General features: G+C 70.6%; 20 protein-coding genes. 13 read left to right on the top strand and 7 right to left on the bottom strand.

Features of this window, described 5'->3' with window-relative positions:
* Window positions 1-74 precede the first annotated feature (74 nt).
* Together ADX84_RS12855 and ADX84_RS12850 are read left to right on the top strand one after the other, a co-directional pair.
* Window positions 75-1,361: an aspartate aminotransferase family protein gene (locus ADX84_RS12855; protein WP_049572816.1), complete on the top strand. Its 1,287-nt coding sequence runs from the start codon at window positions 75-77 to the stop codon at window positions 1,359-1,361.
* A gap of 26 nt (window positions 1,362-1,387) precedes the next feature.
* Window positions 1,388-2,896: a CoA-acylating methylmalonate-semialdehyde dehydrogenase gene (locus tag ADX84_RS12850; RefSeq protein ID WP_049572813.1), complete on the top strand. Its 1,509-nt coding sequence runs from the start codon at window positions 1,388-1,390 to the stop codon at window positions 2,894-2,896.
* A gap of 252 nt (window positions 2,897-3,148) precedes the next feature.
* Here ADX84_RS12850 and ADX84_RS12845 read toward each other — a convergent pair whose 3' ends face one another.
* Together ADX84_RS12845 and ADX84_RS12840 are read right to left on the bottom strand one after the other, a co-directional pair.
* The gene (locus ADX84_RS12845; protein WP_049572810.1) at window positions 3,149-3,391 is read right to left on the bottom strand and encodes a hypothetical protein; all 243 of its coding nucleotides are present in this window, start codon (window positions 3,389-3,391) and stop codon (window positions 3,149-3,151) included.
* Window positions 3,392-3,631: 240 nt separating this feature from the next.
* Entirely contained in the window at window positions 3,632-4,444 is an 813-nt protein-coding gene (locus tag ADX84_RS12840) for a carbon-nitrogen hydrolase family protein (protein WP_049572807.1), read from the bottom strand.
* A 123-nt stretch (window positions 4,445-4,567) separates the two neighbouring features.
* On the opposite strand from ADX84_RS12840, the gene ADX84_RS12835 reads away from it, so the two are divergent.
* Genes ADX84_RS12835 through ADX84_RS12825 form a run of 3 tightly spaced genes read left to right on the top strand, consistent with a single transcriptional unit; the run spans window position 4,568 to window position 7,796 of the window.
* On the top strand, window positions 4,568-5,251 hold the full coding sequence (locus ADX84_RS12835) for a TetR/AcrR family transcriptional regulator (RefSeq protein WP_049572804.1): 684 nt from the start codon (window positions 4,568-4,570) through the stop codon (window positions 5,249-5,251).
* Between the two features lie 26 nt (window positions 5,252-5,277).
* Complete coding sequence (locus tag ADX84_RS12830) at window positions 5,278-6,201, top strand: ABC transporter ATP-binding protein (protein ID WP_049572795.1); 924 nt, start codon at window positions 5,278-5,280, stop codon at window positions 6,199-6,201.
* Window positions 6,198-7,796, top strand: coding sequence for an ABC transporter permease (locus ADX84_RS12825; RefSeq protein WP_049572784.1), 1,599 nt, complete (start codon window positions 6,198-6,200; stop codon window positions 7,794-7,796). The genes ADX84_RS12830 and ADX84_RS12825 overlap by 4 nt, the downstream gene beginning before the upstream one ends.
* Before the next feature lie 67 nt (window positions 7,797-7,863).
* Here the strand turns inward: ADX84_RS12825 and ADX84_RS12820 are convergent, their stop codons facing one another.
* Window positions 7,864-8,226, bottom strand: coding sequence for a DUF4333 domain-containing protein (locus ADX84_RS12820; protein WP_049572774.1), 363 nt, complete (start codon window positions 8,224-8,226; stop codon window positions 7,864-7,866).
* 144 nt (window positions 8,227-8,370) lie between these two features.
* On the opposite strand from ADX84_RS12820, the gene ADX84_RS12815 reads away from it, so the two are divergent.
* Window positions 8,371-9,189 carry an alpha/beta hydrolase gene (locus tag ADX84_RS12815; protein ID WP_199776572.1) on the top strand — a complete coding sequence of 273 codons (819 nt, stop codon included), beginning with the start codon at window positions 8,371-8,373 and terminating at the stop codon, window positions 9,187-9,189.
* A gap of 17 nt (window positions 9,190-9,206) precedes the next feature.
* Here the strand turns inward: ADX84_RS12815 and ADX84_RS12810 are convergent, their stop codons facing one another.
* A complete protein-coding gene (locus ADX84_RS12810) occupies window positions 9,207-9,677 on the bottom strand; it encodes a VTT domain-containing protein (RefSeq protein WP_049572760.1) in 471 nt (156 codons plus the stop codon).
* Window positions 9,678-9,686: 9 nt separating this feature from the next.
* Entirely contained in the window at window positions 9,687-10,784 is a 1,098-nt protein-coding gene (rlmN, locus tag ADX84_RS12805; protein ID WP_049572757.1) for a 23S rRNA (adenine(2503)-C(2))-methyltransferase RlmN, read from the bottom strand.
* A gap of 212 nt (window positions 10,785-10,996) precedes the next feature.
* Between rlmN and ADX84_RS12800 the strand changes: the two genes are divergently transcribed.
* Both ADX84_RS12800 and ADX84_RS12795 read left to right on the top strand, forming a co-directional pair.
* Complete coding sequence (locus tag ADX84_RS12800) at window positions 10,997-12,085, top strand: suppressor of fused domain protein (protein ID WP_049572754.1); 1,089 nt, start codon at window positions 10,997-10,999, stop codon at window positions 12,083-12,085.
* Window positions 12,086-12,193: 108 nt separating this feature from the next.
* On the top strand, window positions 12,194-13,417 hold the full coding sequence (locus ADX84_RS12795) for an MFS transporter (RefSeq protein ID WP_049572751.1): 1,224 nt from the start codon (window positions 12,194-12,196) through the stop codon (window positions 13,415-13,417).
* Here ADX84_RS12795 and ADX84_RS12790 read toward each other — a convergent pair.
* Entirely contained in the window at window positions 13,403-13,798 is a 396-nt protein-coding gene (locus tag ADX84_RS12790) for a BlaI/MecI/CopY family transcriptional regulator (protein WP_049572747.1), read from the bottom strand. The two genes, ADX84_RS12795 and ADX84_RS12790, sit on opposite strands and share 15 nt — an antisense overlap.
* A gap of 539 nt (window positions 13,799-14,337) precedes the next feature.
* Between ADX84_RS12790 and ADX84_RS12785 the strand changes: the two genes are divergently transcribed.
* The 5 genes from ADX84_RS12785 (at window position 14,338) to ADX84_RS12765 (ending at window position 20,395) form a co-directional block, all read left to right on the top strand.
* Window positions 14,338-17,967: a multifunctional oxoglutarate decarboxylase/oxoglutarate dehydrogenase thiamine pyrophosphate-binding subunit/dihydrolipoyllysine-residue succinyltransferase subunit gene (locus ADX84_RS12785; protein WP_049572743.1), complete on the top strand. Its 3,630-nt coding sequence runs from the start codon at window positions 14,338-14,340 to the stop codon at window positions 17,965-17,967.
* 10 nt (window positions 17,968-17,977) lie between these two features.
* On the top strand, window positions 17,978-18,157 hold the full coding sequence (locus tag ADX84_RS12780) for a DUF6104 family protein (RefSeq protein WP_017542535.1): 180 nt from the start codon (window positions 17,978-17,980) through the stop codon (window positions 18,155-18,157).
* A 192-nt stretch (window positions 18,158-18,349) separates the two neighbouring features.
* Entirely contained in the window at window positions 18,350-19,201 is an 852-nt protein-coding gene (locus ADX84_RS12775) for a DUF4097 family beta strand repeat-containing protein (protein WP_049572740.1), read from the top strand.
* Complete coding sequence (locus ADX84_RS12770) at window positions 19,202-20,119, top strand: PadR family transcriptional regulator (RefSeq protein ID WP_049572737.1); 918 nt, start codon at window positions 19,202-19,204, stop codon at window positions 20,117-20,119.
* Between the two features lie 96 nt (window positions 20,120-20,215).
* Window positions 20,216-20,395 carry a hypothetical protein gene (locus tag ADX84_RS12765; protein ID WP_049572735.1) on the top strand — a complete coding sequence of 60 codons (180 nt, stop codon included), beginning with the start codon at window positions 20,216-20,218 and terminating at the stop codon, window positions 20,393-20,395.
* A gap of 13 nt (window positions 20,396-20,408) precedes the next feature.
* Here the strand turns inward: ADX84_RS12765 and ADX84_RS26625 are convergent, their stop codons facing one another.
* Window positions 20,409-20,810 (bottom strand): hypothetical protein, encoded by a 402-nt coding sequence (locus ADX84_RS26625; RefSeq protein WP_049572732.1) that lies wholly within the window; start codon window positions 20,808-20,810, stop codon window positions 20,409-20,411.
* Between the last annotated feature and the right edge of the window lie 664 nt (window positions 20,811-21,474).

Here is a 21,474-nt window from a genome sequence, read left to right as displayed (position 1 = left end):
GTTGTAAGGCCGACCAGCATGTTGTCAACATGGTGATCCTGGCCAAGCCCCCGGGCCCTGGGGACACTGGGGGCATGTCGGAACTCCTTGCGCGCCACCGCGCGGTCATGCCCTCCTGGTTGCCCCTGTACTACGAGTCCCCGCTGGAGATCGTGAGCGGAAAGGGCGCCCGGGTCACGGACGCCGAAGGCCGCACCTACCTGGACTTCTTCACCGGCATCGTGACCAACATGCTCGGCTACGACGTCGCCGAGGTCCGCGAGGCGGTGGAACGCCAGCTCGCCAAGGGCGTCGTCCACACCTCCACCCTCTACCTCATCCGCTCACAGGTCGAGCTGGCGGAGAAGATCGCCCGGCTGTCCGGCATCCCCGACGCCAAGGTCTTCTTCACCAACTCCGGAACCGAGGCCAACGAGACCGCGCTGCTGCTGGCCACGCACGCGCGCGGCAGCGACGAGGTCCTGGCCGTGCGCGGCAGCTACCACGGACGGTCCTTCGGGACCGTCGCGGTCACCGGCAACCGTGCCTGGAAGAACTCCTCGCTCTCCCCCCTCAACGTCCACTACCTGCACGGCACGGACCACTCCTCCCCCGCGTTCCGGAACCTCACGGAGCAGGAGTACATCGACGTCTGCGTGGCCGACCTGCGCGAGGTCCTGGACACCGCGGCGCCCAACGTGGCCTGCCTGATCGCGGAGCCGGTCCAGGGCGTGGGCGGGTTCGCCATGCCCCCCGACGGCCTGTACGCCGCCTACAAGGAGGTCCTCGACGAGCACGGCATCCTGTTCGTCTCCGACGAGGTGCAGACCGGGTGGGGCCGGACCGGGACCAGCTTCTTCGGGATCGGCAACCACGGGGTCACCCCTGACGCCATGACCTTCGCCAAGGGGCTGGGCAACGGCTTCGCGGTGGGCGGCGTGGTGGCGCGCGGCGACCTCATGGACGGCCTGACGGCCCTGGGCGTGGCCACCTTCGGCGGCAACCCGGTGTCCATGGCCGCGGCCGGGGCCACCCTGGACTACGTGCTGGAGCACGACCTCCAGGGCAACGCGCTCCGCCAGGGCACCACCGTGGTCGAGGGTCTGCGGGCGCTGCGCGAGCTGGACTGCGTGAGGGACGTGCGCGGCAAGGGCCTGATGTTCGCCATCGAGATGGTGGACCCGACCACGGGCGCGCCGTCCTCACCGCTGGCGGGGAAGGTGCTGGAGGCCACCCGCGAGCGCGGTCTGCTGGTGGGCAAGGGGGGCGTCCACGGCAACGTGCTGCGCATGGCCCCGCCGCTGAACCTGTCGACCGAGGAGGCGGCGGAGGGCCGCGACATCCTGCTGGACGCCGTCCGTGCCGTCGCAGACCACGCCTGAAGCCCGCGCCACCAGGAAGAGGAAGCATGAGCAAGCACGTCACCCACTGGATCGGCGGCGGCGCCCATGAGGGGCACGCCGAGCGGACCGGTGACATCTACAATCCGGCGTCCGGCGCGGTCACCGGTACGGTGGCCCTCGCCGGAACGGAGGAGGTCGACGCGGCCGTGGCGGCGGCCAGGGCGGCCTTCCCGGGCTGGCGCGACACCTCGCTCTCCAGGCGGGTCCAGATCCTGTTCCGGTTCCGGGAACTGCTGCGCGCCAACAGCGACCGGCTGGCGTCGGTCGTCAGTTCCGAGCACGGCAAGGTCTTCTCCGACGCCCAGGGCGAGGTGGCGCGCGGCCTGGAGGTCGTGGACTTCGCCTGCGGCATCCCCCACCTGCTCAAGGGCGGGTACTCCGAGAACGTGTCCACCGGGGTGGACGCCTACTCGATCCTCCAGCCGCTGGGGGTGGTCAGCGGGATCACGCCGTTCAACTTCCCGGCGATGGTCCCGATGTGGATGTTCCCGGTGGCGATCGCCTGCGGCAACACGTTCGTGCTCAAGCCCAGCGAGAAGGACCCGTCCGCGTCGCTGGTCCTGGCTGAGCTGTGGGCCGAGGCGGGGCTGCCCGACGGCGTGTTCAACGTCGTGCACGGGGACAAGGTCGCGGTGGACGCGATCCTGGAGCACCCGGACGTGGCCGCGGTCAGTTTCGTCGGCTCCACACCGATCGCCAAGTACGTGTACCGCAACGCCGCCGAGCACGGCAAGCGCGTCCAGGCCCTGGGCGGCGCCAAGAACCACATGGTGGTGCTGCCGGACGCGGACCTCGACCTGGCGGCGGACTCGGCGGTCTCGGCCGGGTTCGGTTCGGCTGGCGAGCGCTGCATGGCCATCTCGGCGGTGGCCGTGGTGGACTCGGTCGCCGACGACCTGCTGGAGCGTATCCGTGAGCGGGTCTCGCGCCTGAGGGTCGGCCCCGGCGACGACGATCGCAGTGAGATGGGTCCGCTGGTCACCCGGGAGCACCGCGACAAGGTGGCCTCCTACCTGGAGTCGGGGGTCCGCGAGGGGGCCACCCTGGCGATCGACGGCCGGGTCCACCCCGTGCTGGGCGGTGCGGCGGACGGCTTCTGGCTGGGGCCCTCGGTCCTGGACCACGTCGACCCCGGGATGTCCTGCTACCGCGAGGAGATCTTCGGCCCAGTGCTGAGCGTGGTCCGCGTGGGCGACTACGACGAGGCGGTCCGGCTGGTCAACGAGAACCCCTACGGCAACGGGACCGCGATCTTCACCAACGACGGCGGCGCCGCCAGGCGCTTCCAGAACGAGATCGAAGTGGGGATGGTGGGGATCAACGTGCCCATCCCGGTACCGATGGCGTACTACTCCTTCGGCGGCTGGAAGCAGTCGCTGTTCGGGGACTCGCACGCGCACGGCACCGAGGGTGTCCACTTCTACACCCGCACCAAGGCGGTCACGGCCCGGTGGACCGACCCGGGACAGCGCCCCCAGGGCGGCGTCGACCTGGGCTTTCCCGTCAACGGGTAGCCCCGGGCCCGTCGAAATAACGACGGATGTCTCTCACTGACCGTCTACGGCGGGCCACACGGAGTATCGTGGGTCACCGGCGCCCCCTTGCGGGGCGCGGGCCGCGGACAGCGCGTGCCACGAGAGACCATCCTGGATGGACGTGCTCAATTCCCCTCCTCCCCATGGAAGCGGGTGCGTCAACGGAAGCGCTCCGGGTCCTCAAGACTCCCCCTGGACCCGGAGCGCGACCGTCTCCACCGCCGTCACCACCTAGCGGGCCGCGATCAGCGACCCGCTGGCGGAGACCGGCTGGTGGCCGATCATCCCCGCGCACTCGTCACATCCGTACACCTGGCTGCCGTCCGGCAGCTCGCCCAAGACCCGGCGGGGCCGGGGCCACTTGACGTGGCAGACGACGCAGGCATCCCCCATGCACTGCGCCCCACTGAGCCAGCTCGGGTCGTAGACGTGGATCTCGGATGCGGCGTCAGGCCTCGTGTCCCGTTCGCACATCGTGCTCGTTCCGCGCAATGTCCTTGCTCCCCCCGTGGTTTAGGACAGTCTGGCGGGCCGATAGTTACCGGCTCTTAATTGAATCAGAAGCTATCGGCGCCTGGAAGGGTCCGGACCGATCTAAATCACTCCGTGCAGGGAGATCATAACCCTAAGTGACGAACCCTGGGAAGACCCCAGTTCATTGATGGTCCTTTATACGATGAGCCGGATATGTACCGGCCCGTACAGAGCTGGGACTCAGTCCCGGGCGTGCGGAATCACCGAGAATCGGCGCAGGGACAGCGCCGGATTCGTGACACGCACCGCCTCCACACGCTCGGCCGAAACCTCCGCCGAGGTCACCTCGAAGGTCTGCTCTCCCAGGGACGCCAGCGCGGTCCCCATCGGGTCGACCACCGTGCTGCCGCCCGCACCAGTGGGTGCGGCCTGCCCGGAGGCGACCACGTACACCGTGTTCTCGATGGCGCGCGCCCGGGCCAGTGTGCGCCAGTGGTCCTCCTTGAGGGGCCCCGGCACCCACTGCGCGGCCAGCAGCACCACGTGCGCGCCGGCGTCGGCGATCCGCCGGGTCACCTCGGGGAAGCGCAGGTCGTAGCAGGTCTGGAGGCCGAAGACCACGTCGTCCACGGTGAAGGTCTCCGGGTCGTCGATCGGCCCGGGGGCGACCACGTCCGACTCCCGTGCCCCGAAGGCGTCGTAGAGGTGGATCTTGCGGTAGAGCGCGACCCGCTTCCCCTCCGGCGAGAGCGCGACCAGTGTGTTCGTGAAGTGGGTGGAGCCCGGCTCCCCTGCCTCGTTCACGCCCAGCACCAGGTACACGCCCTCGCGTCGGGCGGTGTCGGCGGCGTCTGCCAGGAAGGGGCCGTCCAGGGGTTCGGCGGCCTCCACGAAGCGGTGGTCGGTGCGTGGGGCGGTGAACATCGTGTACTCGGGGAACAGGACGACCCGCGCGCCCCGTCCGGCCGCCCGCGCGGTGAGCTCCGCGACCGAGCGCTGGTTCTCCGCCTTGTCCTGCCCCGGCGCGAACTGGGCGACCGCGACCTGCACCATCGAACTTCCCCCTCGTGACCTGGGAACCGGACCGGCTGCCGGTCCCGAACGTGCCCCGAGTGTACGCCCGGATCCCGGGCACCCCCTTGCGAAGCGACTAAACACGCGTTTAATCTATTGAACATGAGTTCAGCCCCTTCGGAAGACCTGACCGCACGAGCCCGGGTCCGCGACTCTGCCGTCGCGTGCTTCGGCCAGCACGGCTTCGGCGTCTCGGTACGCACCATCGCCGACCACGCGGGAGTCTCCCCCGGACTGGTCATCCACCACTTCGGCAGCAAGGCCCGGCTCCGCCAGGCCTGCGACGACCACGTGCGGGGCGTCATCAACGAACTCAAGGGGGAGGCGTTCGCCGAGCCCGCGCAGCAGACCTTCCTGCAACAGCTGGCCGAGACCGACCAGTACGCGCCGATCCTGGGGTACGTCCTGCACGCCCTCCAGGCAGGCGGCCCCCTCGCGGTGTCGATGTACGACCTGATGGTCGAGGACGCCGAGCGCTACATGGCCGTGGCGGAGGAGGCGGGCGCCGTCCGCCCGAGCCGGGACCCGGCGGGCCGGGCACGCTGGGCGGTCTCCTCGGCGCTCGGCTCGCTCCTGCTCCACGTGCGCCTGCGCCATCCCGGGCCCGACGTCGACTACCGGCGGGTCTTCCACACCTGGATGGCGGAGCACATGCTCGCCGTCCTGGAGACCTACAGCGAACCGGTGCTGGCCGACACCTCCCTGCTGGACGCCTACCTCTCGGCCACCGACAGCGCCCCTCCCACAACCGCCCAGGACACCGGCGGCGACGGCAACGACATCTGACCCCGCACCACCACGAGGAGCAGACCATGTCACCAACGAACGCCGTCGAGGTCCGTGGCCTCGACAAGTCCTTCGGCCGGTTCAGGGCCCTGGACAAGCTCGACCTCACCGTGGAGACCGGCCAGGTGGTCGGCTTTCTCGGCCCCAACGGCGCTGGCAAGTCCACGACCATCCGGGTCCTGCTCGGCCTGATCAGATCCGACTCCGGCTCGGTACGCCTGCTCGGCGGCGACCCGTGGAAGGAGGCGGTGACCCTGCACCGCCGCCTGGCCTACGTTCCCGGTGACGTCTCGCTGTGGCCCAACCTCACCGGCGGTGAGGCCATCGACCTGCTGGGGCGGCTGCGCGGCGGTCTCGACACCCGCCGCAAGCAGGCCTTCCTGGAGCGCTTCGAGCTCGACCCCACCAAGAAGGCCCGCACCTACTCCAAGGGCAACCGGCAGAAGGTGGCCCTGGTGGCGGCGCTGGCCTCCACCGCCGAACTCCTCGTCCTCGACGAGCCCACCTCGGGGCTGGACCCGCTCATGGAGACGGTGTTCACCAACTGCGTGCGGGAGGTCAAGGAGGAGGGCCGCACCGTCCTGCTCTCCAGCCACATCCTGTCCGAGGTCGAGAAGCTCTGCGACACCGTGACGATCATCCGCCGGGGCCGGACCGTGGAGTCCGGTTCCCTGGACCGGCTGCGCCACCTGACCCGCTCCACGGTCCGGGCCGAGGTCGAGGGCGACCCGTCGGCGCTCTCCGGTCTGACCGGCGTGCACGACCTGGCGGTCAGGGGGCGCACGGTGTCCCTCGCCGTCGACCACGACCACATGGGCGACGTCCTCAGGCGGGTCACCGACCTGGGCGTGCGTTCGCTCGTGAGCAACCCGCCGTCCCTGGAGGAGCTGTTCCTGCGCCACTACGGCGACGAACTCGACTCCCCCAACGGCGCGGGTGACCCGGCATGAGCGCCCTCACCGGAACCTGGACCCTGACCCGGTTCGCGCTGCGCCGCGACCGCGTCCGGCTCGCCGTGTGGACAGTGGCCCTGGCCGGGACGACCGCCGCCAGCATCCCCGCGCTCGACGACACCTTCACCAGCCAGGAGGAGCGCCAGGCCCGCGCGCAGCTGATCGAGACGCCCACCGGCGTCGTCTTCGGCGGGCCCGGCTACGGCGTGGACGACTACACGCTCAGCCGGATGCTGGTCAACGAGCTGACCATGAGCCTCCTCCTGGCCCTCGCCGTCATGAGCGTCCTGCACGTGGTCCGGCACACCCGGGCCGAGGAGGAGAGCGGCCGGACCGAACTCCTGCGCGCCGGGGTCGTGGGCTCCGCCGCGCAGACCACTGCCGCCCTGCTCACGCTCTCCCTGGTCAACCTGGTCGTCGGCGGCCTGGTCACCGCGGCGATGACCGCCTACGGCCTCTCCGTCGCCGATTCGGCCGCCTACGGGCTGGGAGTGGCGCTGGCCGGGATCACCTTCGGGGCGATCGCCTCGGTCTGCGCCCAGGTGTCGGAGCACGCGCGCTCCGCCTCGGGGCTCGCGTTCCTGGCCGTGGGCGTGCTGTACATGGTGCGGGTGGTGGGCGACATCGAGGAGCGGGGCGGCACCCCTCTGTCCTGGTTCTCACCGTTCGCGTGGGTGCAACAGACGCGTCCCTTCGTCGACCTGCGCTGGGAACCGCTGGCCCTGTACGGGGTGGTCGTCCTGGTGCTGCTGGCCGTCTCCCACGTCCTGGCGGGCCGTCGCGACGTGGGCGCCGGGCTCGTGGCCTCCCGCCCCGGCAGGCCGCAGGCCGGTCGGCTGTTGTCGGGCCCCCTCACCCTGCACCTGCACCAGCAGCGCGGGGCGATCCTGGCCTGGACGGTGGCGGTGTTCGCCTTCGCCTACGCCTTCGGCACCCTGGCATCGCAGGTTCGGGAGATGCTGGACGGCAACCCCGACCTGGCGGCGATCCTGGGCGACGCCGGTGACGACGTGATCAACGGGTTCCTGGCCATGATCGGTGTCTACGTGGTCATGGCCGCCTCCGCCTACGGGGCGCTCTCCGTGCTGCGGGCACACACCGAGGAGGGCGCCGGGCGCGCGGAACTGGTGCTGTCCACAGCGGTGGGGCGGGCGCAGTGGCTCGGCGCCGCCCTGGTGGTCGCCGCGCTGGCCTCGGTGCTGATCACCGTCGTGGGTGGCCTGGGGCTGGGGCTGGGTGCCTCGGTCGCTCTGGTGGAGGCCGACTGGACCTGGCGGACGGTCGGATCCGTGCTCGCCCAGCTCCCTGCGGCCCTGACCTTCGGCGCCCTCGCCGCGCTGCTGTACGGAACGGCGCCCCGGCTGCTGCCCCTGCTCTGGCAGTGGTTCGCCTACAGCCTGGTCGCGACGATGCTGGGCGGGCTGTTCCACTTCTCGGAGCGGGTGATGGACCTGAGCGCCTTCGAGATCCTGCCCCGCCCGCCCGTGGACGAGTTCGACCCCGCGAGGTTCCTGCTGTACCTCGGCGCGGTTCTGCTCGCCGGGTCGGTGGCGCTGCTGGGCTTCCGCGGCCGCGACCTCGTGAGCAACTGAGTCACCGGAGGCCGCCCGGTACGCCCTCGGGGCGTCTCGGGCGGCCCGTCCGTGTCGGGGACGGCGACTATCCGTCGACCACGATGTCCCAGTTGACCTCACCGCCGTCGACCGAGGTCACGGTGAGGGTGACGCCGAGGCTCTGCTCCCCGGCGGTCAGCTCGCAGCGCATCCGCGCTCCCTCCTCGGCCGGGAGGTCCTCGGGGCAGGTGAAGTCGTCGGGCACCTGTCCGACCTGCTCGGAGAGCCTGTCGCTCGACTGGCGCTCCACCTCCTCGACACTCACGGAGGCAGCGGCGGCCTGCGAGGCCTCCTCCGCGCCCTCCGCGTCTCCTCCGCCGATACTGAACTCGAAGGAACATCCGGTGACCAGGAGCAACGCCCCCAGGACAACCCCGGAGACGATCCCGCCACGTCCGACCCGCCGCATCGCGGCCTCCCTCGTGTTTGGTGATCAGGCACAGGAACAGACGCCGACCAGCGCGTTCCGGTTCCGGAGTGCACCTCCCGGTATCCGGCACGGCGAACGGGTAGTTCACGCGACAGGCACACCCGACCCCCGGGAGGAACCTTGGTGAGACCGGTCCTGATCGTGACGGCCGTGACGGCACTGGTGCTGGTGGTGCTGCTGGGATTCGTGTGGGCGATGCAGCGATCCGTGATCTATCTCCCCTCCCTGGACGAACCTCCGGCCGCCGGGTCGGTGATCGAGGGGGCCGAGGACGTCCGGCTACGTACGGAGGACGGGCTCGAACTGGGCGGGTGGTTCGTGCACCCGTCCAGCGGGGACCGGGAGGCGGTCGTGCTGGTGACCAACGGCAACGCGGGCGACAGGCGGACCCGGGCGCCGCTGGCACGGGCGTTGGCCGCCGAGGGCTTCTCCGTGCTGCTTTTCGACTACCGGGGGTACGGGGGGAACTCGGGGTCCCCCAGCGAGGAGGGGCTGGCCGCCGATGCGCGTGCCGCCGCCGACCACCTCTCCCAGCGCGGCTTCGACGCGGACCGCACGGTCTACTTCGGGGAGAGCCTGGGCGCGGCCGTGGCCGCCGACCTGGCCGACCAGCGCCCTCCGGCGGCGCTCTTCCTGCGCTCGCCCTTCAGCTCGCTGGCGGACATGGGCCGCTACCACTACCCCGTGGTGCCCGTGGGGTGGCTGCTGCGGGACGAGTTCCCGGTGACGGAGCGGGTCGCGCGGGTCGAGCGGCCCACCACCGTGGTCGTCGGTGACGCCGACGGCGTCGTGCCCCCGGAGCAGAGCCACGAGGTGGCCGAGGCCAGCGCGGACCTGTTCGAGGAGGTCGTCCTGCCCGGAGCGGGCCACAACGACCCGAGGATCATCCACGGCCCCGAGGTCGTCGCGGCGGTCACCCGCCTCGCCGACCACGCCCTCTGACCGGGCAGCGGCACGGTTCAGGGGATGACGCCCATGGCCCACGCGGGGGCCAGGACCAGGATGAGGAAGCGGGCGGAGCGGGTGACGAAGGTGACCACGCAGAAGAGCACGATGTTCATGCGCAGCACCCCGGCCAGCACCGAGACCACCATGAACGGCGGCACGCTGGCGAAGGAGCTCAGGGCGAGCAGGCCCGCGCCCCAGACCGGGCGCTCCTCGGCCCTGGCCCGCCAGCGGGACACCCGCTCCGTCCACTTGCCGGGGGTCGCGGCGCGGCGCCGCAGCCACGGCGTGGAGATCGTCCCGCGGCCCACGTAGTAGTAGGGGATCTTGCCGAGGGTCTGGCCCAGGGCCGACGCCAGGGCCATCGCCACGAGGGCGCCGTCGTCCAGGAGGGCGACGGCGCCCAGCAGGTACACCTCGATGTTGATGAGCGGGACCAGCCCCGCCGCGGTGGCCACCACGAAGGCCAGGGCGGTCTCCACCACGTCGGAGTCCTACTTCTCGGCGGCGGCGAGCTGCCCGCAGGCCCCGTCGATCTCCTGTCCCCGGGTGTCGCGGACGGTCACCGAGACGCCGTGGGACTGGAGGCGCCGGACGAACTCGCGCTCGTCCTCGGGGCGCGAGGCGGTCCACTTGGACCCCGGGGTGGGGTTGAGCGGGATGAGGTTGACGTGCACCAGGTGGCCCTTGAGGAGCTTGCCCAGGAGGTCGGCCCGCCAGGCCTGGTCGTTGATGTCCTTGATCAGCGCGTACTCGATGGACACGCGGCGGCCGGTGGTCCCGGCGTAGCGCCAGGCCGCGTCCAGGACCTCCTCGACCTTCCAGCGGGTGTTGATCGGCACCAGCTCGTCGCGGAGCTCGTCGTCGGGGGCGTGCAGGGAGATCGCCAGGCGGACCTGCATCCTCTCGTCGATGAGCTTGTTGATGGCCGGGACCAGGCCCACCGTGGAGACGGTGACCCCGCGCTGGGAGATACCCATCCCGTCGGGGACCGGGTCGGTGATCTGGCGGACGGTCTGGAGCACGCGCTTGTAGTTGGCCATGGGCTCGCCCATGCCCATGAACACGATGTTGCTGATCCGCCCCGGGCCGCCCGCGACCTCACCGCGCGCCAGGTCGCGGGCGCTGGCCACGACCTGGTCGACGATCTCGCCGGTGGACAGGTTGCGGGTGAGGCCCGCCTGGCCGGTGGCGCAGAAGGGGCAGTTCATGCCGCACCCGGCCTGGGAGGAGATGCACAGGGTGACGCGGTCCGGGTAGCGCATGAGCACCGACTCGAACATCACCCCGTCGAAGGCCTTCCAGAGGGTCTTGCGGGTCATCCCGTTGTCACAGGTGATGTGCCGGACCGGGGTGAGCAGTGTGGGCAGCAGCGCCTCGCCGAGCCGCTCCCGGGAGGACTCCGGGAGGTCGGTCATCTTCGAGGTGTCCGACTCCAGCCCGCCGTAGTAGTGCTTGGCGATCTGCTTGGCACGGAAGGGCTTCTCCCCCAGCTCCCTGACGACCTCCAGCCGCTCTTCGGGGCTGAGGTCGGCCAGGTGCCGGGGCGGCTTGGCGCGGCGGGGTGCGACGAATGTGAGCTCGGCGGGCATAAGGATCCGTAAGGAGTGGAGTCGGTGGTCTGCGCCCGGTGCGGGAGGGATGTGGCGGCACGGGTCGTTATACGACCTATACGCGACTGCGGTGCTGCTCCGACTGTCAGGGCACTACCGTCGATTCTACTTAGCTTGTGGACAGGCCGGGCGGCTGCACCCGCTTCCGGCGGACACGACGACACGACAGCCGTCGGCACGTGGGAGGGCCGGTGACCGAGATCGACGTCCTGCTGGACGAGATCAGCCCCTACCAGAGCCGCCGCGTCGTCGTAGAGTGCGACTCCCACACCACGGCCGCCTACCTGCTGGACGCCCGTGAGCGCATCCGGGTGCCGGTGTGGCTGGCCAACCACGAGGCGGCACCGCGCGACAGCGAGTCGAGCGGGCTCTACCGGGGGCAGGCCCCCCTGATGCCGGAGGCCCACACCAAGCACCCCCAGGGACGCCCCCGGTTCGACCCGGCCACGCTGCGCGCCGTGTGGTTCGAGGAGGGCGACGGGGTGGCCCTGGTGGACGAGGAGGGCCTGCTCGCGGTGATCCCGGGCTGGGCCGAGGCCGACAGCGGTCTGCCCGGGTACGCCCGCGAGGCGATCGGGCGCAGCGCCTACGCCTGGGAACTGGACTCGGTGCGGGACCAGCTGTGGCCGCGTGTGGTGCACGCCGAGGCCTACTGGGACTGGCGTCGCGCCTCCGGGGCGTGGCGCAGCGTGCAGCGGACCGTCCTCAGCCACCTGAACCGCAGGGTGGGCGAACCCGGCCACTACTGGGACGTGTCCGACGGGCACCCGCCGCTGCTGCGGGTCTCGGAGCGGCCGCCCTCGCAGGAGCGGCCCTTCACCGTGCTCTCCACCGTGGGCATGTGCGGACAGCGCATGCCCACTCTGGACCGCTACATGGCCGACACCTCGAACCACGCGCGGGTGGAGCTGGCCCTGGCCACGACCCTGCCCGCGCACCACGCCGCCAGGATCTTCCGTTGGATCGGGGCGTTCCCCTGGCGTGCGGTGACGTGGTTCGGGACCGGGCACACCATCAAGTGGCTGGACAACTCCGAGGACCGTTCCATGCGCGGCGGAGCGGGCGCGGTCCTGCTCCTGGAGGACCCCGGCCCCCTGGTGACCGATCCCACTCGGACGCCGCCCGACACCTCCGGCCTGTCCTTCCAGGGCGACCCGGTGCGGTGGCTGTGGATCGTGCCGATCACCCGCCCCGAACACCTCTTCGCCAAGGAGCACGACAGCGCCACTCTCGTGGAGAAGCTGGCGGCCGAGGGCCGGAGCTGGGTCCTCGGCCGCTGAGCGTCCCGCCACCGCGAAAAACCGGTTGCCCCGGGCCAGGTGTTCGAAGAGGATGCCCCGGGTGTCGAGCGGACCGAGGGGCGGAGCGCGGATGAACCAGGGACACGGATGACCCGGGAGAGGGGCGCCGCCCCCGGAATCACGACCCCGCTGGCCCACGCGCCCTTCCGAGTCCTGGTGACGGGCCGTGTGCTCATGCTCTTCGGCAACGGGATGGCGCACGTGGCGCTGGCCTTCGCCGTCCTGGACGTGACCGGCTCCCTGGCCCAGGTCGGGCTGGTGGTGGGCGCGCGGTCCGTCGCCAACGTGGCGCTCCTGCTGTTCGGCGGGGTCCTCGCCGACCGGCTGCCGCGCACCCTGGTGATCCGGGGTGCCTGCCTGCTGGCCGCGCTCTCCCAGGCGCTCCTGGCCGTGTTCCTGCTCTCCGGGACGGCCACCCTCTGGCTGTTGGTCGCGCTGAGCGTGCTCAACGGGGCCGCGGCCGCCGCGAACCTGCCCGCGATCGCGGCGCTGACCCCGCAGACCGTGCCTGGGTCCCTGCTGCGCCAGGCCAACGCGCTGGCGGGGATCGCCAAGCAGCTGGGCATGTTCTCCGGTATGTCGATGGGCGGCGTGCTGGTGGGGCTGGTCGGTCCGGGCTGGGCGATCGGCGCGGACGCGGCCCTGTTCGCCGCCGCCGGTCTGGTCTTCCTGTTCCTGCGGGTGCCGTCCACGGCCGTGCCGAGCAGGGGCGTGCTGCGCGACCTGCTGGACGGGTGGAGCGAGTTCGTGGCCCGTCCGTGGGTCTGGATCGTCGTGTTGCAGTTCATGGTGGTCAACGCCGGCTGGTCCTCGGTCACGGCCGTGCTGGGACCGGGGATCGCCGACGACACGTTCGGCCGGACCACGTGGGGGCTGCTCATGGCCGCCAACAGTGTGGGGCTGCTGGTCGGCGGGGTGCTCGCGGCCCGGTGGCAGCCGCAGCGCGCCCTGTTCTACGGCACGGCGCTGGTCTCGCTCCAGACCCTGCCGTTCTTCGTGATGGCCGGGCCCTCCCCGCTGGTGCCGCTGCTGTTCGCCGCGATGTTCGCGGGCGGGGTGGCGGTGGAGCAGTTCACCGTGGCCTGGGAGGTCTCGGTGCAGGAGAACGTTCCGCCCGAACGGCTCTCCCGCGTGTACTCCTACGACGCCCTGGGGTCGTTCGTGGCGATGCCGGTGGGGCAGATCGCGATCGGGCCGGTGGCCGAGGCCATCGGGCCGGACCGGGCCCTCCTGATCGTGGCGGGGCTGACCCTGACGGCGACGTTCGCGGCGGTCGCCACCCCGAGCGTGCGCTCGCTACGCCGTCGGTGAGGTGTGCGGGCGGCCCGCGCCCCGCCGGTCGCGCACCTGGCGGAAGACGTGGTGCAGCCGGGCCATCTCCTCGTCGCTGAAGCGCTCCACGAAGCGCAGCAGGGTCGCGTCCGGGTCGGGCCCCGTCTCCAGGACCTCGCCCATCACGCGGGCCGTGTACTCGGCGTGGCTCTCACGGGCCCAGTAGGCCCAGGCCCGCCCGTCCTTCTCCCGGTCCACCAGACCCTTGTGGAAGAGGATGTTGGCCACCGTCATGACGGTCGTGTAGGCGACCTCCCGGTCGTAGACCATGTGTTCCCGGACCTCGCGCACCGAGAGCGGCCCCTCCGAACTCCACAGGGCCCCCATGATGGCCGCCTCCAGTTCTCCGAGTCCCTTCATGGGCCTCCCCACCCGACTTGTCGCGTTCGTAGGGCGATCGTAGGCACGGGCGCCACCGCCATGGGGGAGAACGGGGAAGAGCGCACAGATCCGCACATCGGCGCTGCCGGAGACCGGCGATTCACGGCCGGACCCGGGCGGGTGACCGTCGGTTGCGGTCTCCGGCGGCCCCGCTCACGGCCCGTGGGAAACGTGGTGCGCGCCACAGAGGGGCTGGCCGAAGGCGGTCACAGGAATGCGCACCGAAAAGCCCGTCAAACAGGAACAAACGAAGCATGTTGACCACGCAACGCAAAGTGACCGGCACGTAGAGACAAGGTTCGTGTGAAAGATTGTTAGGTATCTCCCAGTTTCAGCTACTCCGATGTTCCCGTCAGGGAGGTCGGTACAAGTAGCCTTGTACCCGACGAGTGCTGGCCAGGTCAGCTTCTTCCCTGTGATGGGGAGCGACTCCGTGCTTCTTCGGGCCCGACTTGCCAGCAGCCACCCGTCTTTCCTAATCATTCACAAGCGAGCTGCGGAAGTGGGCGATCTCCGCCGTGTCGTCTGAGGCGTCTCAACCCCTGACAGATTTCGGCCCGAACGAGTGGCTGGTCGAGGAGCTTTACCAGAAGTACCTCACCGACCCGAATTCGGTTGACAAGGCTTGGTGGAACTTCTTCGCGGACTACAAGCCCGCGGACTCGGCCAACGGGAAGGGTGGGGGCACTGCGACCGCAAAGGCGCAGCCCGAGAAGACCCCCGCCGCACCCGCGCCGAAGAAGAAGGCCGCTGCGGCCCCTGCACCCAAGAACACCGACGATGCACTCCAGGTCAACGAGGAGCGGCTGCGTGGAGCACCCGCCCGCACCGCGACCAACATGGAGTCGAGCCTGACCCTGCCGACCGCGACGAGTGTGCGCGCGGTGCCGGTCAAGCTGCTGTTCGACAACCGCATCGTCATCAACAACCATCTCCGGCGCGGCCGCGGTGGGAAGGTCTCCTTCACCCACCTCATCGGCTACGCCATGGTCAAGGCCCTCAAGGCCCTGCCCGAGATGAACCACTCCTACACGGAGATCGACGGCAAGCCCGGCGTCGCCAAGCCCGAACACGTGAACTTCGGCCTGGCGATCGACCTCCAGAAGCCGGACGGCTCCCGTCAGCTGGTCGTGCCCTCCATCAAGAAGTCCGGCGAGATGGACTTCAACGAGTTCTGGAGCGGCTACGAGGACCTGGTCCGCAAGGCCCGCAACAACAAGCTGGGCGTGCCGGACTTCCAGGGCACCACGATCAGCCTGACCAACCCGGGCGGCATCGGCACCGTGCACTCCGTGCCGCGCCTGATGCCCGGGCAGGGCACCATCCTCGGCGTCGGGGCCATGGAGTACCCGGCCGAGTTCCAGGGCGCGTCCCAGGACACCCTGAGCGAGCTCGGCATCAGCAAGGTCATGACGCTGACCTCGACGTACGACCACCGGATCATCCAGGGTGCCCAGTCGGGCGAGTTCCTGCGTCGCATCCACCAGCTGCTGCTGGGCGAGGACGGCTTCTACGACGAGATCTTCAACTCGCTGCGGATCCCGTACGAGCCGGTCCGCTGGGTGCAGGACATCCACGTCAACAAGGCGACCCAGCTCGACAAGACCACCCGGGTCCAGGAGCTGATCCACGCCTACCGCGTGCGCGGCCACCTCATGGCCGACACCAACCCGCTCGACCACGAGCAGCGCAAGCACCCGGACCTGGACGTGCTCGAGCACGGCCTGACCCTCTGGGACCTGGACCGCGAGTTCCCCACCGGGGGCTTCGGCGGCAAGCAGGTCATGAAGCTGCGCGACGTGCTGGGCGTGCTGCGCGACACCTACTGCCGCACGGTGGGTATCGAGTACATGCACATCCAGAGCCCGGAGGAGCGGGAGTGGATCCAGTCGCACGTCGAGCGCGAGCACGAGAAGCTCGACCGCGACGAGCAGCTGCACATCCTGCACCGGCTCAACAGCGCCGAGGCCTTCGAGACCTTCCTCCAGACCAAGTACGTCGGTCAGAAGCGCTTCTCCCTGGAGGGCGGCGAGTCGCTGATCCCGCTGCTGGACGGCGTGATCTCCAGGGCCGCCAAGTCCGAGCTGGACGAGGCCGTCATCGGCATGGCCCACCGCGGCCGCCTGAACGTGCTCGCCAACATCTGCGGCAAGTCCTACGGTCAGATCTTCGGTGAGTTCGAGGGCAACCTCGACCCGCGCAGCGCGCACGGCTCCGGCGACGTCAAGTACCACCTGGGCACCGAGGGCACCTTCCAGACCCGTGAGGGCGACTCGATCCAGATCTCGCTGTCGGCCAACCCGTCCCACCTGGAGACGGTCAACCCGGTCGCCGAGGGCATCGTCCGCGCCAAGCAGGACGTGCTGGACAAGGGACCGCACGGCTTCACCGTGCTGCCCATCCTCATCCACGGTGACGCGGCCTTCGCCGGTCAGGGCGTGGTCGCCGAGACGCTGAACCTGTCCCAGCTGCGGGGCTACCGCACCGGCGGCACGGTCCACGTCATCGTGAACAACCAGGTCGGCTTCACCACCTCGCCGACCGACAGCCGTTCCAGCGTGTACGCGACCGACGTCGCGCGGATGGTCCAGGCGCCGATCTTCCACGTCAACGGGGACGACCCCGAGGCCGTGGTCCGGGTCGCGCACCTGGCCTTCGCCTACCGTCAGGCGTTCAACAAGGACGTCGTCATCGACCTCGTCTGCTACCGGCGCCGTGGGCACAACGAGGGCGACAACCCCGCGTTCACCCAGCCGCTCATGTACGACGTCATCGACGCCAAGCGCTCCACCCGCAAGCTGTTCACCGAGTCCCTCATCGGGCGCGGCGACATCACGGTGGAGGAGGCCGAGCAGGCCCTGCGCGACTACCAGTCCGAGCTGGAGCGGGCCTTCACCGAGACCCGCGAGGTCGAGAAGAAGCCGATCGAGCCGGGCGCGGTGGTCAAGCCCGAGGTGTTCACCGAGTCGCGTCTGGACCACTCCAAGGTCGAGACCGCCATCAGCACCGAGACGGTCAAGCGGGTGATCGACACCCAGGTGACGATGCCCGAGGGCTTCACGCCGCACCCGCGGCTGGCGCCCCAGCTGACCCGTCGCGCCACGATGGTCGAGACCGACGCCGTGGACTGGGCCACCGGTGAGCTGCTGGCCTTCGGCTCGCTGCTGCTGGACGACCACCCGGTCCGCCTGATCGGTCAGGACAGCCGCCGCGGCACCTTCGGCCAGCGCCACGCCTCGCTCATGGACCGCGAGACCGGCGAGACGTACACGCCGCTCAAGCAGTTCGACAACGGGACCACGAAGTTCCTCGTGCACGACTCGCTGCTCAGCGAGTACGCGGCACTGGGCTTCGAGTACGGCTACTCGCTGACCCGGCCGAACGCCCTGGTCATGTGGGAGGCGCAGTTCGGTGACTTCGTCAACGGCGCGCAGACCGTCATCGACGAGTACATCAGCGCGGGCGAGCAGAAGTGGGGTCAGCGCTCCAGCGTGACCATGCTGCTGCCGCACGGGTACGAGGGTCAGGGCCCGGACCACTCCTCGGCCCGCATCGAGCGGTTCCTGCAGCAGTGCGCGCAGGAGAACATGACCGTCGCGATGCCGAGCACCCCGGCGAGCTACTTCCACCTGCTGCGCTGGCAGGCGAAGTCGCCGTTCGAGCGCCCGCTCGTGGTGTTCACGCCCAAGTCGCTGCTGCGCCTGAAGGCCGCGACCTCGGCCGCCGACGACTTCACGTCGGGCCACTTCCAGCCGCTGATCGGGGACGACTCGATCTCGGCGGACAAGGTCCGTCGCGTGGTCATCTGCTCGGGCAAGATCTACTACGACCTGGACGCGGCACGCCGCAAGAGCGGTGACAAGCACACCGCGATCATCCGGGCGGAGCGGCTCTACCCGCTGCCGATCGAGGAGATCCGCGAGCAGCTCAAGGCCTACCCGAACGCGGGCGAGGTCCTGTGGGTCCAGGAGGAGCCCGCGAACATGGGTCCGTGGCCCTTCGTCGCGCTGGTCTTCTCCGAGCAGCTCGACCGTCCGTTCACCCGGATCTCGCGTCCGGCCTCCTCCGCGCCCGCGGCCGGTTCGGCCAAGCGCCACGAGGCCGAGCAGCGTGCCCTGGTGGACACGGTGTTCCCGCCGGCAGAGTAGGAACGCTTCCATGTACTACACCGATCGCGGGATCGAGGAGTTGGAGAACCGCCGCGGCGAGGAGGAGGTCAGCTTCGCCTGGCTCGCCGAGCAGCTGCGGGTGTTCACCGACCTCAACCCCGAGTTCGAGACCCCGGTCGAACGCCTGGCCACCTGGTTGGCCCGGTTGGACGACGAGGACGAGGAGTAGTCACACGGAGCGGCGCCGAGCGGCGTCATCCGGCCGAGGGGCCCGGGTCTTCACTGACCCGGGCCCCTCGCCCGTTCCCGTACCGGACCCCGAGCCGTCCCTGACACGACCCTGAAATCCGCGACATATCTTGAGTTCGGCGAACACGCGACATATCGTGAAGTCATCGAGAGCGAGCGGAAGGGATTCACGATGGCACGCTGGTCCATCGACAGTCCGATGACCCACACCCTGGACGGCATCGTCGCCCTCAAGGTGCGCATTGTCAGCGGACAGGTCAACATCATCCCCACGGACGACCCGGTCACCTTCGAGATCTCCGAGATCGAGGGCGAGCCCCTGGAGGTCACCCAGGAGGCGGGCATCCTCACCATCCACTACCAGGACCTCACCGGTCAGGGTCTGCTGGACCGGCTCAAGCCCATCCAGCTGGGCCGTTACCGCAACATCGCCTCCCGGCGGGCCACGGTCGACCTGCGGGTCCCCCGTGACTGCCCCGTGGAGGTCACCACGGCCGGGGCTCCGGTGGTCGTCGCCGGGCTGACCTCCCGCACCCGCGTCCGCACCGCCACCGGGGAGGTCACCCTGGACGACGTGTCCGGCGAGACCGAGGTCAACACCGCCTCCGCCAACGCCTCAGTGCGCAACCCCGGCGGGACACTCTCCTTCAACAGCGCCAGCGGACAGCTCGCGGTGGCCGGCGGTCGCCTGGCTGAGCTGCGCGCCAAGACCGCCTCCGGCCACGTGCTGGTGGACACGGACCTGGCGGCCTCCGCCCGGGTCCGGGTGACCACGGTCTCCGGCGAGGTGGCCCTGCGGGTGCCTTCGGAGAGCTCGGCCACAGTGGAGCTGCGCGCCGTCACCGGCAAGGTGGACTCGGACTTCGGTCTGGACCGCCGCAGTGCCCCGGCCCGCACCGCCCTGACCGGCAAGATCGGCGTGGGCGTCGACCCCGCCTCCATCAGTGTCAACTCCGTGTCCGGGCGAACGGCGCTGCTGCGCCGCGCGCCCGAGGCCCCGGCCGCGATCCCCGAGGGGGCCTGAATGAGTACCATCTTCGGCCACGGCAGGCTCCGGCTCTACCTGCTCAAGCTGCTGGACGAGAGCCCGCGCCACGGATACGAGATCATCAGTCTGCTCCGGGACCGCTTCCTCGGCGTGTACTCGCCCTCTCCCGGCACCATCTACCCCCGGCTCGCGCGGCTGGAGGAGGAGGGACTGGTCACGCACACGGAGAAGGGCGGCCGCAAGGTCTACAGCCTCACCGACAAGGGTCGGGAGGAACTGCGGGCCCGCGAGAGCGACCTGGACGACCTGGAGAGGGAGATCACCGACTCGGTCCGCGACATCGCCCGCGCGGTGAAGCAGGACGTCCGCGAGACCATCAGCTCACTGCGCGACGAACTCAAGTTCGCCTCGGGTGAGGGGCGCCGTGAGAGCTCCGGCGGCGAGGATCGGAAGAAGTCCGACGACAAGGACCGGGACTGCGGCGACAACGGCATGTGGGCCCGCGAGTGGGAGCGGTTCGCCCAGGGGTTCGGTGCCTTCGGCGCGGCCTGGGGCGGACGCGGCGAGTCCGAGGGCTCGGAGCGCTCCGACTCCGACGGCGCGAAGCCCGGTACGCAGGACCGCGCCGAGTTCGAGCACGCCCTGCGCGACTTCTCGGTGAAGGTCCGCGACATGGTGCGCGGCGCCGGACAGGTGGGCGAGTCCGCCAGCAACGACCTGCGGCGCATCCTGGACGAGACCGTCGAGGTGATCCGACGCGACATGGGCCGCTGGGGGCCGCCCGACCCCGACGAGGGCACCGCGTCCTCTGATGGGCCCGGAACCGCTGAGCGACCCGAGCCCGAACCCGAGTCCAAACCCGAACCGGAGACCCCGGACGCCCGACCGATGCCGCCCTCCGGCGGGGACCCCTGGTCCACCGCCACCGGCGAGGACGACCAGAAGAAGGACTGACCGAGACCGGCCCGGCACGGGGCCCGGAGGACCGCGCGGGGGCGTGGTCCTCCGGGCCCCTCCGTGCACGCGGGTCGGCGAAGGAGGAGGAACCCCGTGTTGGTTCCGTACACGATCGAGCAGGACGGCGACGGAGTCTGGTGTGCCCGCGCCGTGCTCCGCGCGGGGGTCATCGCCCACGGTGCGGGGGACACCCCGGACGCCGCCCTGGCCGACCTGCGCACGGCTTTCGCCCTGCTCACCGAGGAGTTTGGCTCCCCCGCCGAGCTGCTGTGAGGGCCCCGGGCGCTCACACGAGGGCCAGGGCCACCAGCAGGACCAACCCGGCCAGGGCAAGCGGGACCGTGGACAGCCAGCGCGCCCAGGGCCGTCGCCCGCGTGCGACGGGCAGCCCCTCCCACCGGTGGACGCTCACCAGCACCGCCGCCGCGGCCAGGGCCGCGCCCGTGGTCCACACCCACGGTGACACCAGGTGCCAAAAGCCCGCCGCGTGGGCGTAGGCGAGCAGTGCCACCGCCACGGTCCCGTGGGAGACCGCCCCCAGACGGTCCGAGGGACGACGCACCCGGTGCCCCGGGCGGCGGCGCGCCGCGAAGCCCAGCCACGCCAGCGCCGGGACGAGGGTCAGCACGACAGTGGCGATCCCGTACACCCGTTCCCCCGCCGCGTTGTCGGGACTGGGCTCGTCCACCCCCAGCAGCCGGATCCCGACGTCCTCGCTGAACCGGTGGGTCGGCGAAGGCGAGGTCGGGAAGCAACTCCCCCACCGTGGTGTCGAGGGCGACCTCGTCGCGGTCCACCATGTCGGCCAGCAGCATTCCGGGCAGGACCTTGGCAACCGACGCCGAGCCGAACGGGGTGCGCTCGTCCACCGCCTCTCCGTGATCTCCCGCCAGCCCGAGCCCCGCTGTGCGGATCCGGAGTCCCTCCGGGCCGGGTTCGACGAGGGCCACGGACAGCCCGTGGTAGCCGGTCGTATCGCCGATGCCCTCCCTCACCGTCTCGGCGAGCTCCCGGTCCCCGCTGGTGGCGGCGGTGAGTTCGTAGGGACGAGGTGTCAGGAGGAAGGCGACGACGGCGGCGGCCAGTACTACGGTCATCGCCGTCGCGGCCCAGCAGGCGGTGGGGCCCGCACGGCGCCCGGTCGGGTCGGGCAAGGGTGTGTGCATGGCCTGTCCAGGGGTTGCGTGGCCGCGAACGCGGCGCGATGTGTCCCCGGAAACCTACGGACGCGCCCCCTCCGGAGGCACTACGCCGGTCCCCCGCCTTCGGGTGTCCGTGCCACCCCGCGCACGGTGGCCCTGGCCCCACCCACGCAAGGGGGCCCGGAGACCATGGTCGGTCTCCGGGCCCCC

The sequence above is a fragment of the Nocardiopsis sp. SBT366 genome (assembly GCF_001083815.1).
GTDB classification, from domain to species: Bacteria; Actinomycetota; Actinomycetes; order Streptosporangiales; family Streptosporangiaceae; genus Nocardiopsis; species Nocardiopsis prasina.
Note: the sequence above shows the minus strand (reverse complement) of the source record. Positions and strands in the feature narration are given on the sequence as shown.

Excerpts from the sequence above, each read along its gene's own strand:
- ADX84_RS12780 (WP_017542535.1), top strand. The coding sequence starts at position 17,978 with ATGTACTACACCGATCGCGGGATCGAGGAGTTGGAGAACCGCCGCGGC.
- ADX84_RS12850 (WP_049572813.1), top strand. The coding sequence starts at position 1,388 with ATGAGCAAGCACGTCACCCACTGGATCGGCGGCGGCGCCCATGAGGGG.
- ADX84_RS12825 (WP_049572784.1), top strand. The coding sequence starts at position 6,198 with ATGAGCGCCCTCACCGGAACCTGGACCCTGACCCGGTTCGCGCTGCGC.
- rlmN (WP_049572757.1), bottom strand. The coding sequence starts at position 10,784 with ATGCCCGCCGAGCTCACATTCGTCGCACCCCGCCGCGCCAAGCCGCCC.
- ADX84_RS12830 (WP_049572795.1), top strand. The coding sequence starts at position 5,278 with ATGTCACCAACGAACGCCGTCGAGGTCCGTGGCCTCGACAAGTCCTTC.
- ADX84_RS12835 (WP_049572804.1), top strand. The coding sequence starts at position 4,568 with ATGAGTTCAGCCCCTTCGGAAGACCTGACCGCACGAGCCCGGGTCCGC.
- ADX84_RS12820 (WP_049572774.1), bottom strand. The coding sequence starts at position 8,226 with ATGCGGCGGGTCGGACGTGGCGGGATCGTCTCCGGGGTTGTCCTGGGG.
- ADX84_RS12845 (WP_049572810.1), bottom strand. The coding sequence starts at position 3,391 with ATGTGCGAACGGGACACGAGGCCTGACGCCGCATCCGAGATCCACGTC.
- ADX84_RS12840 (WP_049572807.1), bottom strand. The coding sequence starts at position 4,444 with ATGGTGCAGGTCGCGGTCGCCCAGTTCGCGCCGGGGCAGGACAAGGCG.
- ADX84_RS12770 (WP_049572737.1), top strand. The coding sequence starts at position 19,202 with ATGAGTACCATCTTCGGCCACGGCAGGCTCCGGCTCTACCTGCTCAAG.
- ADX84_RS12775 (WP_049572740.1), top strand. The coding sequence starts at position 18,350 with ATGGCACGCTGGTCCATCGACAGTCCGATGACCCACACCCTGGACGGC.
- ADX84_RS12855 (WP_049572816.1), top strand. The coding sequence starts at position 75 with ATGTCGGAACTCCTTGCGCGCCACCGCGCGGTCATGCCCTCCTGGTTG.
- ADX84_RS12795 (WP_049572751.1), top strand. The coding sequence starts at position 12,194 with ATGACCCGGGAGAGGGGCGCCGCCCCCGGAATCACGACCCCGCTGGCC.
- ADX84_RS12790 (WP_049572747.1), bottom strand. The coding sequence starts at position 13,798 with ATGAAGGGACTCGGAGAACTGGAGGCGGCCATCATGGGGGCCCTGTGG.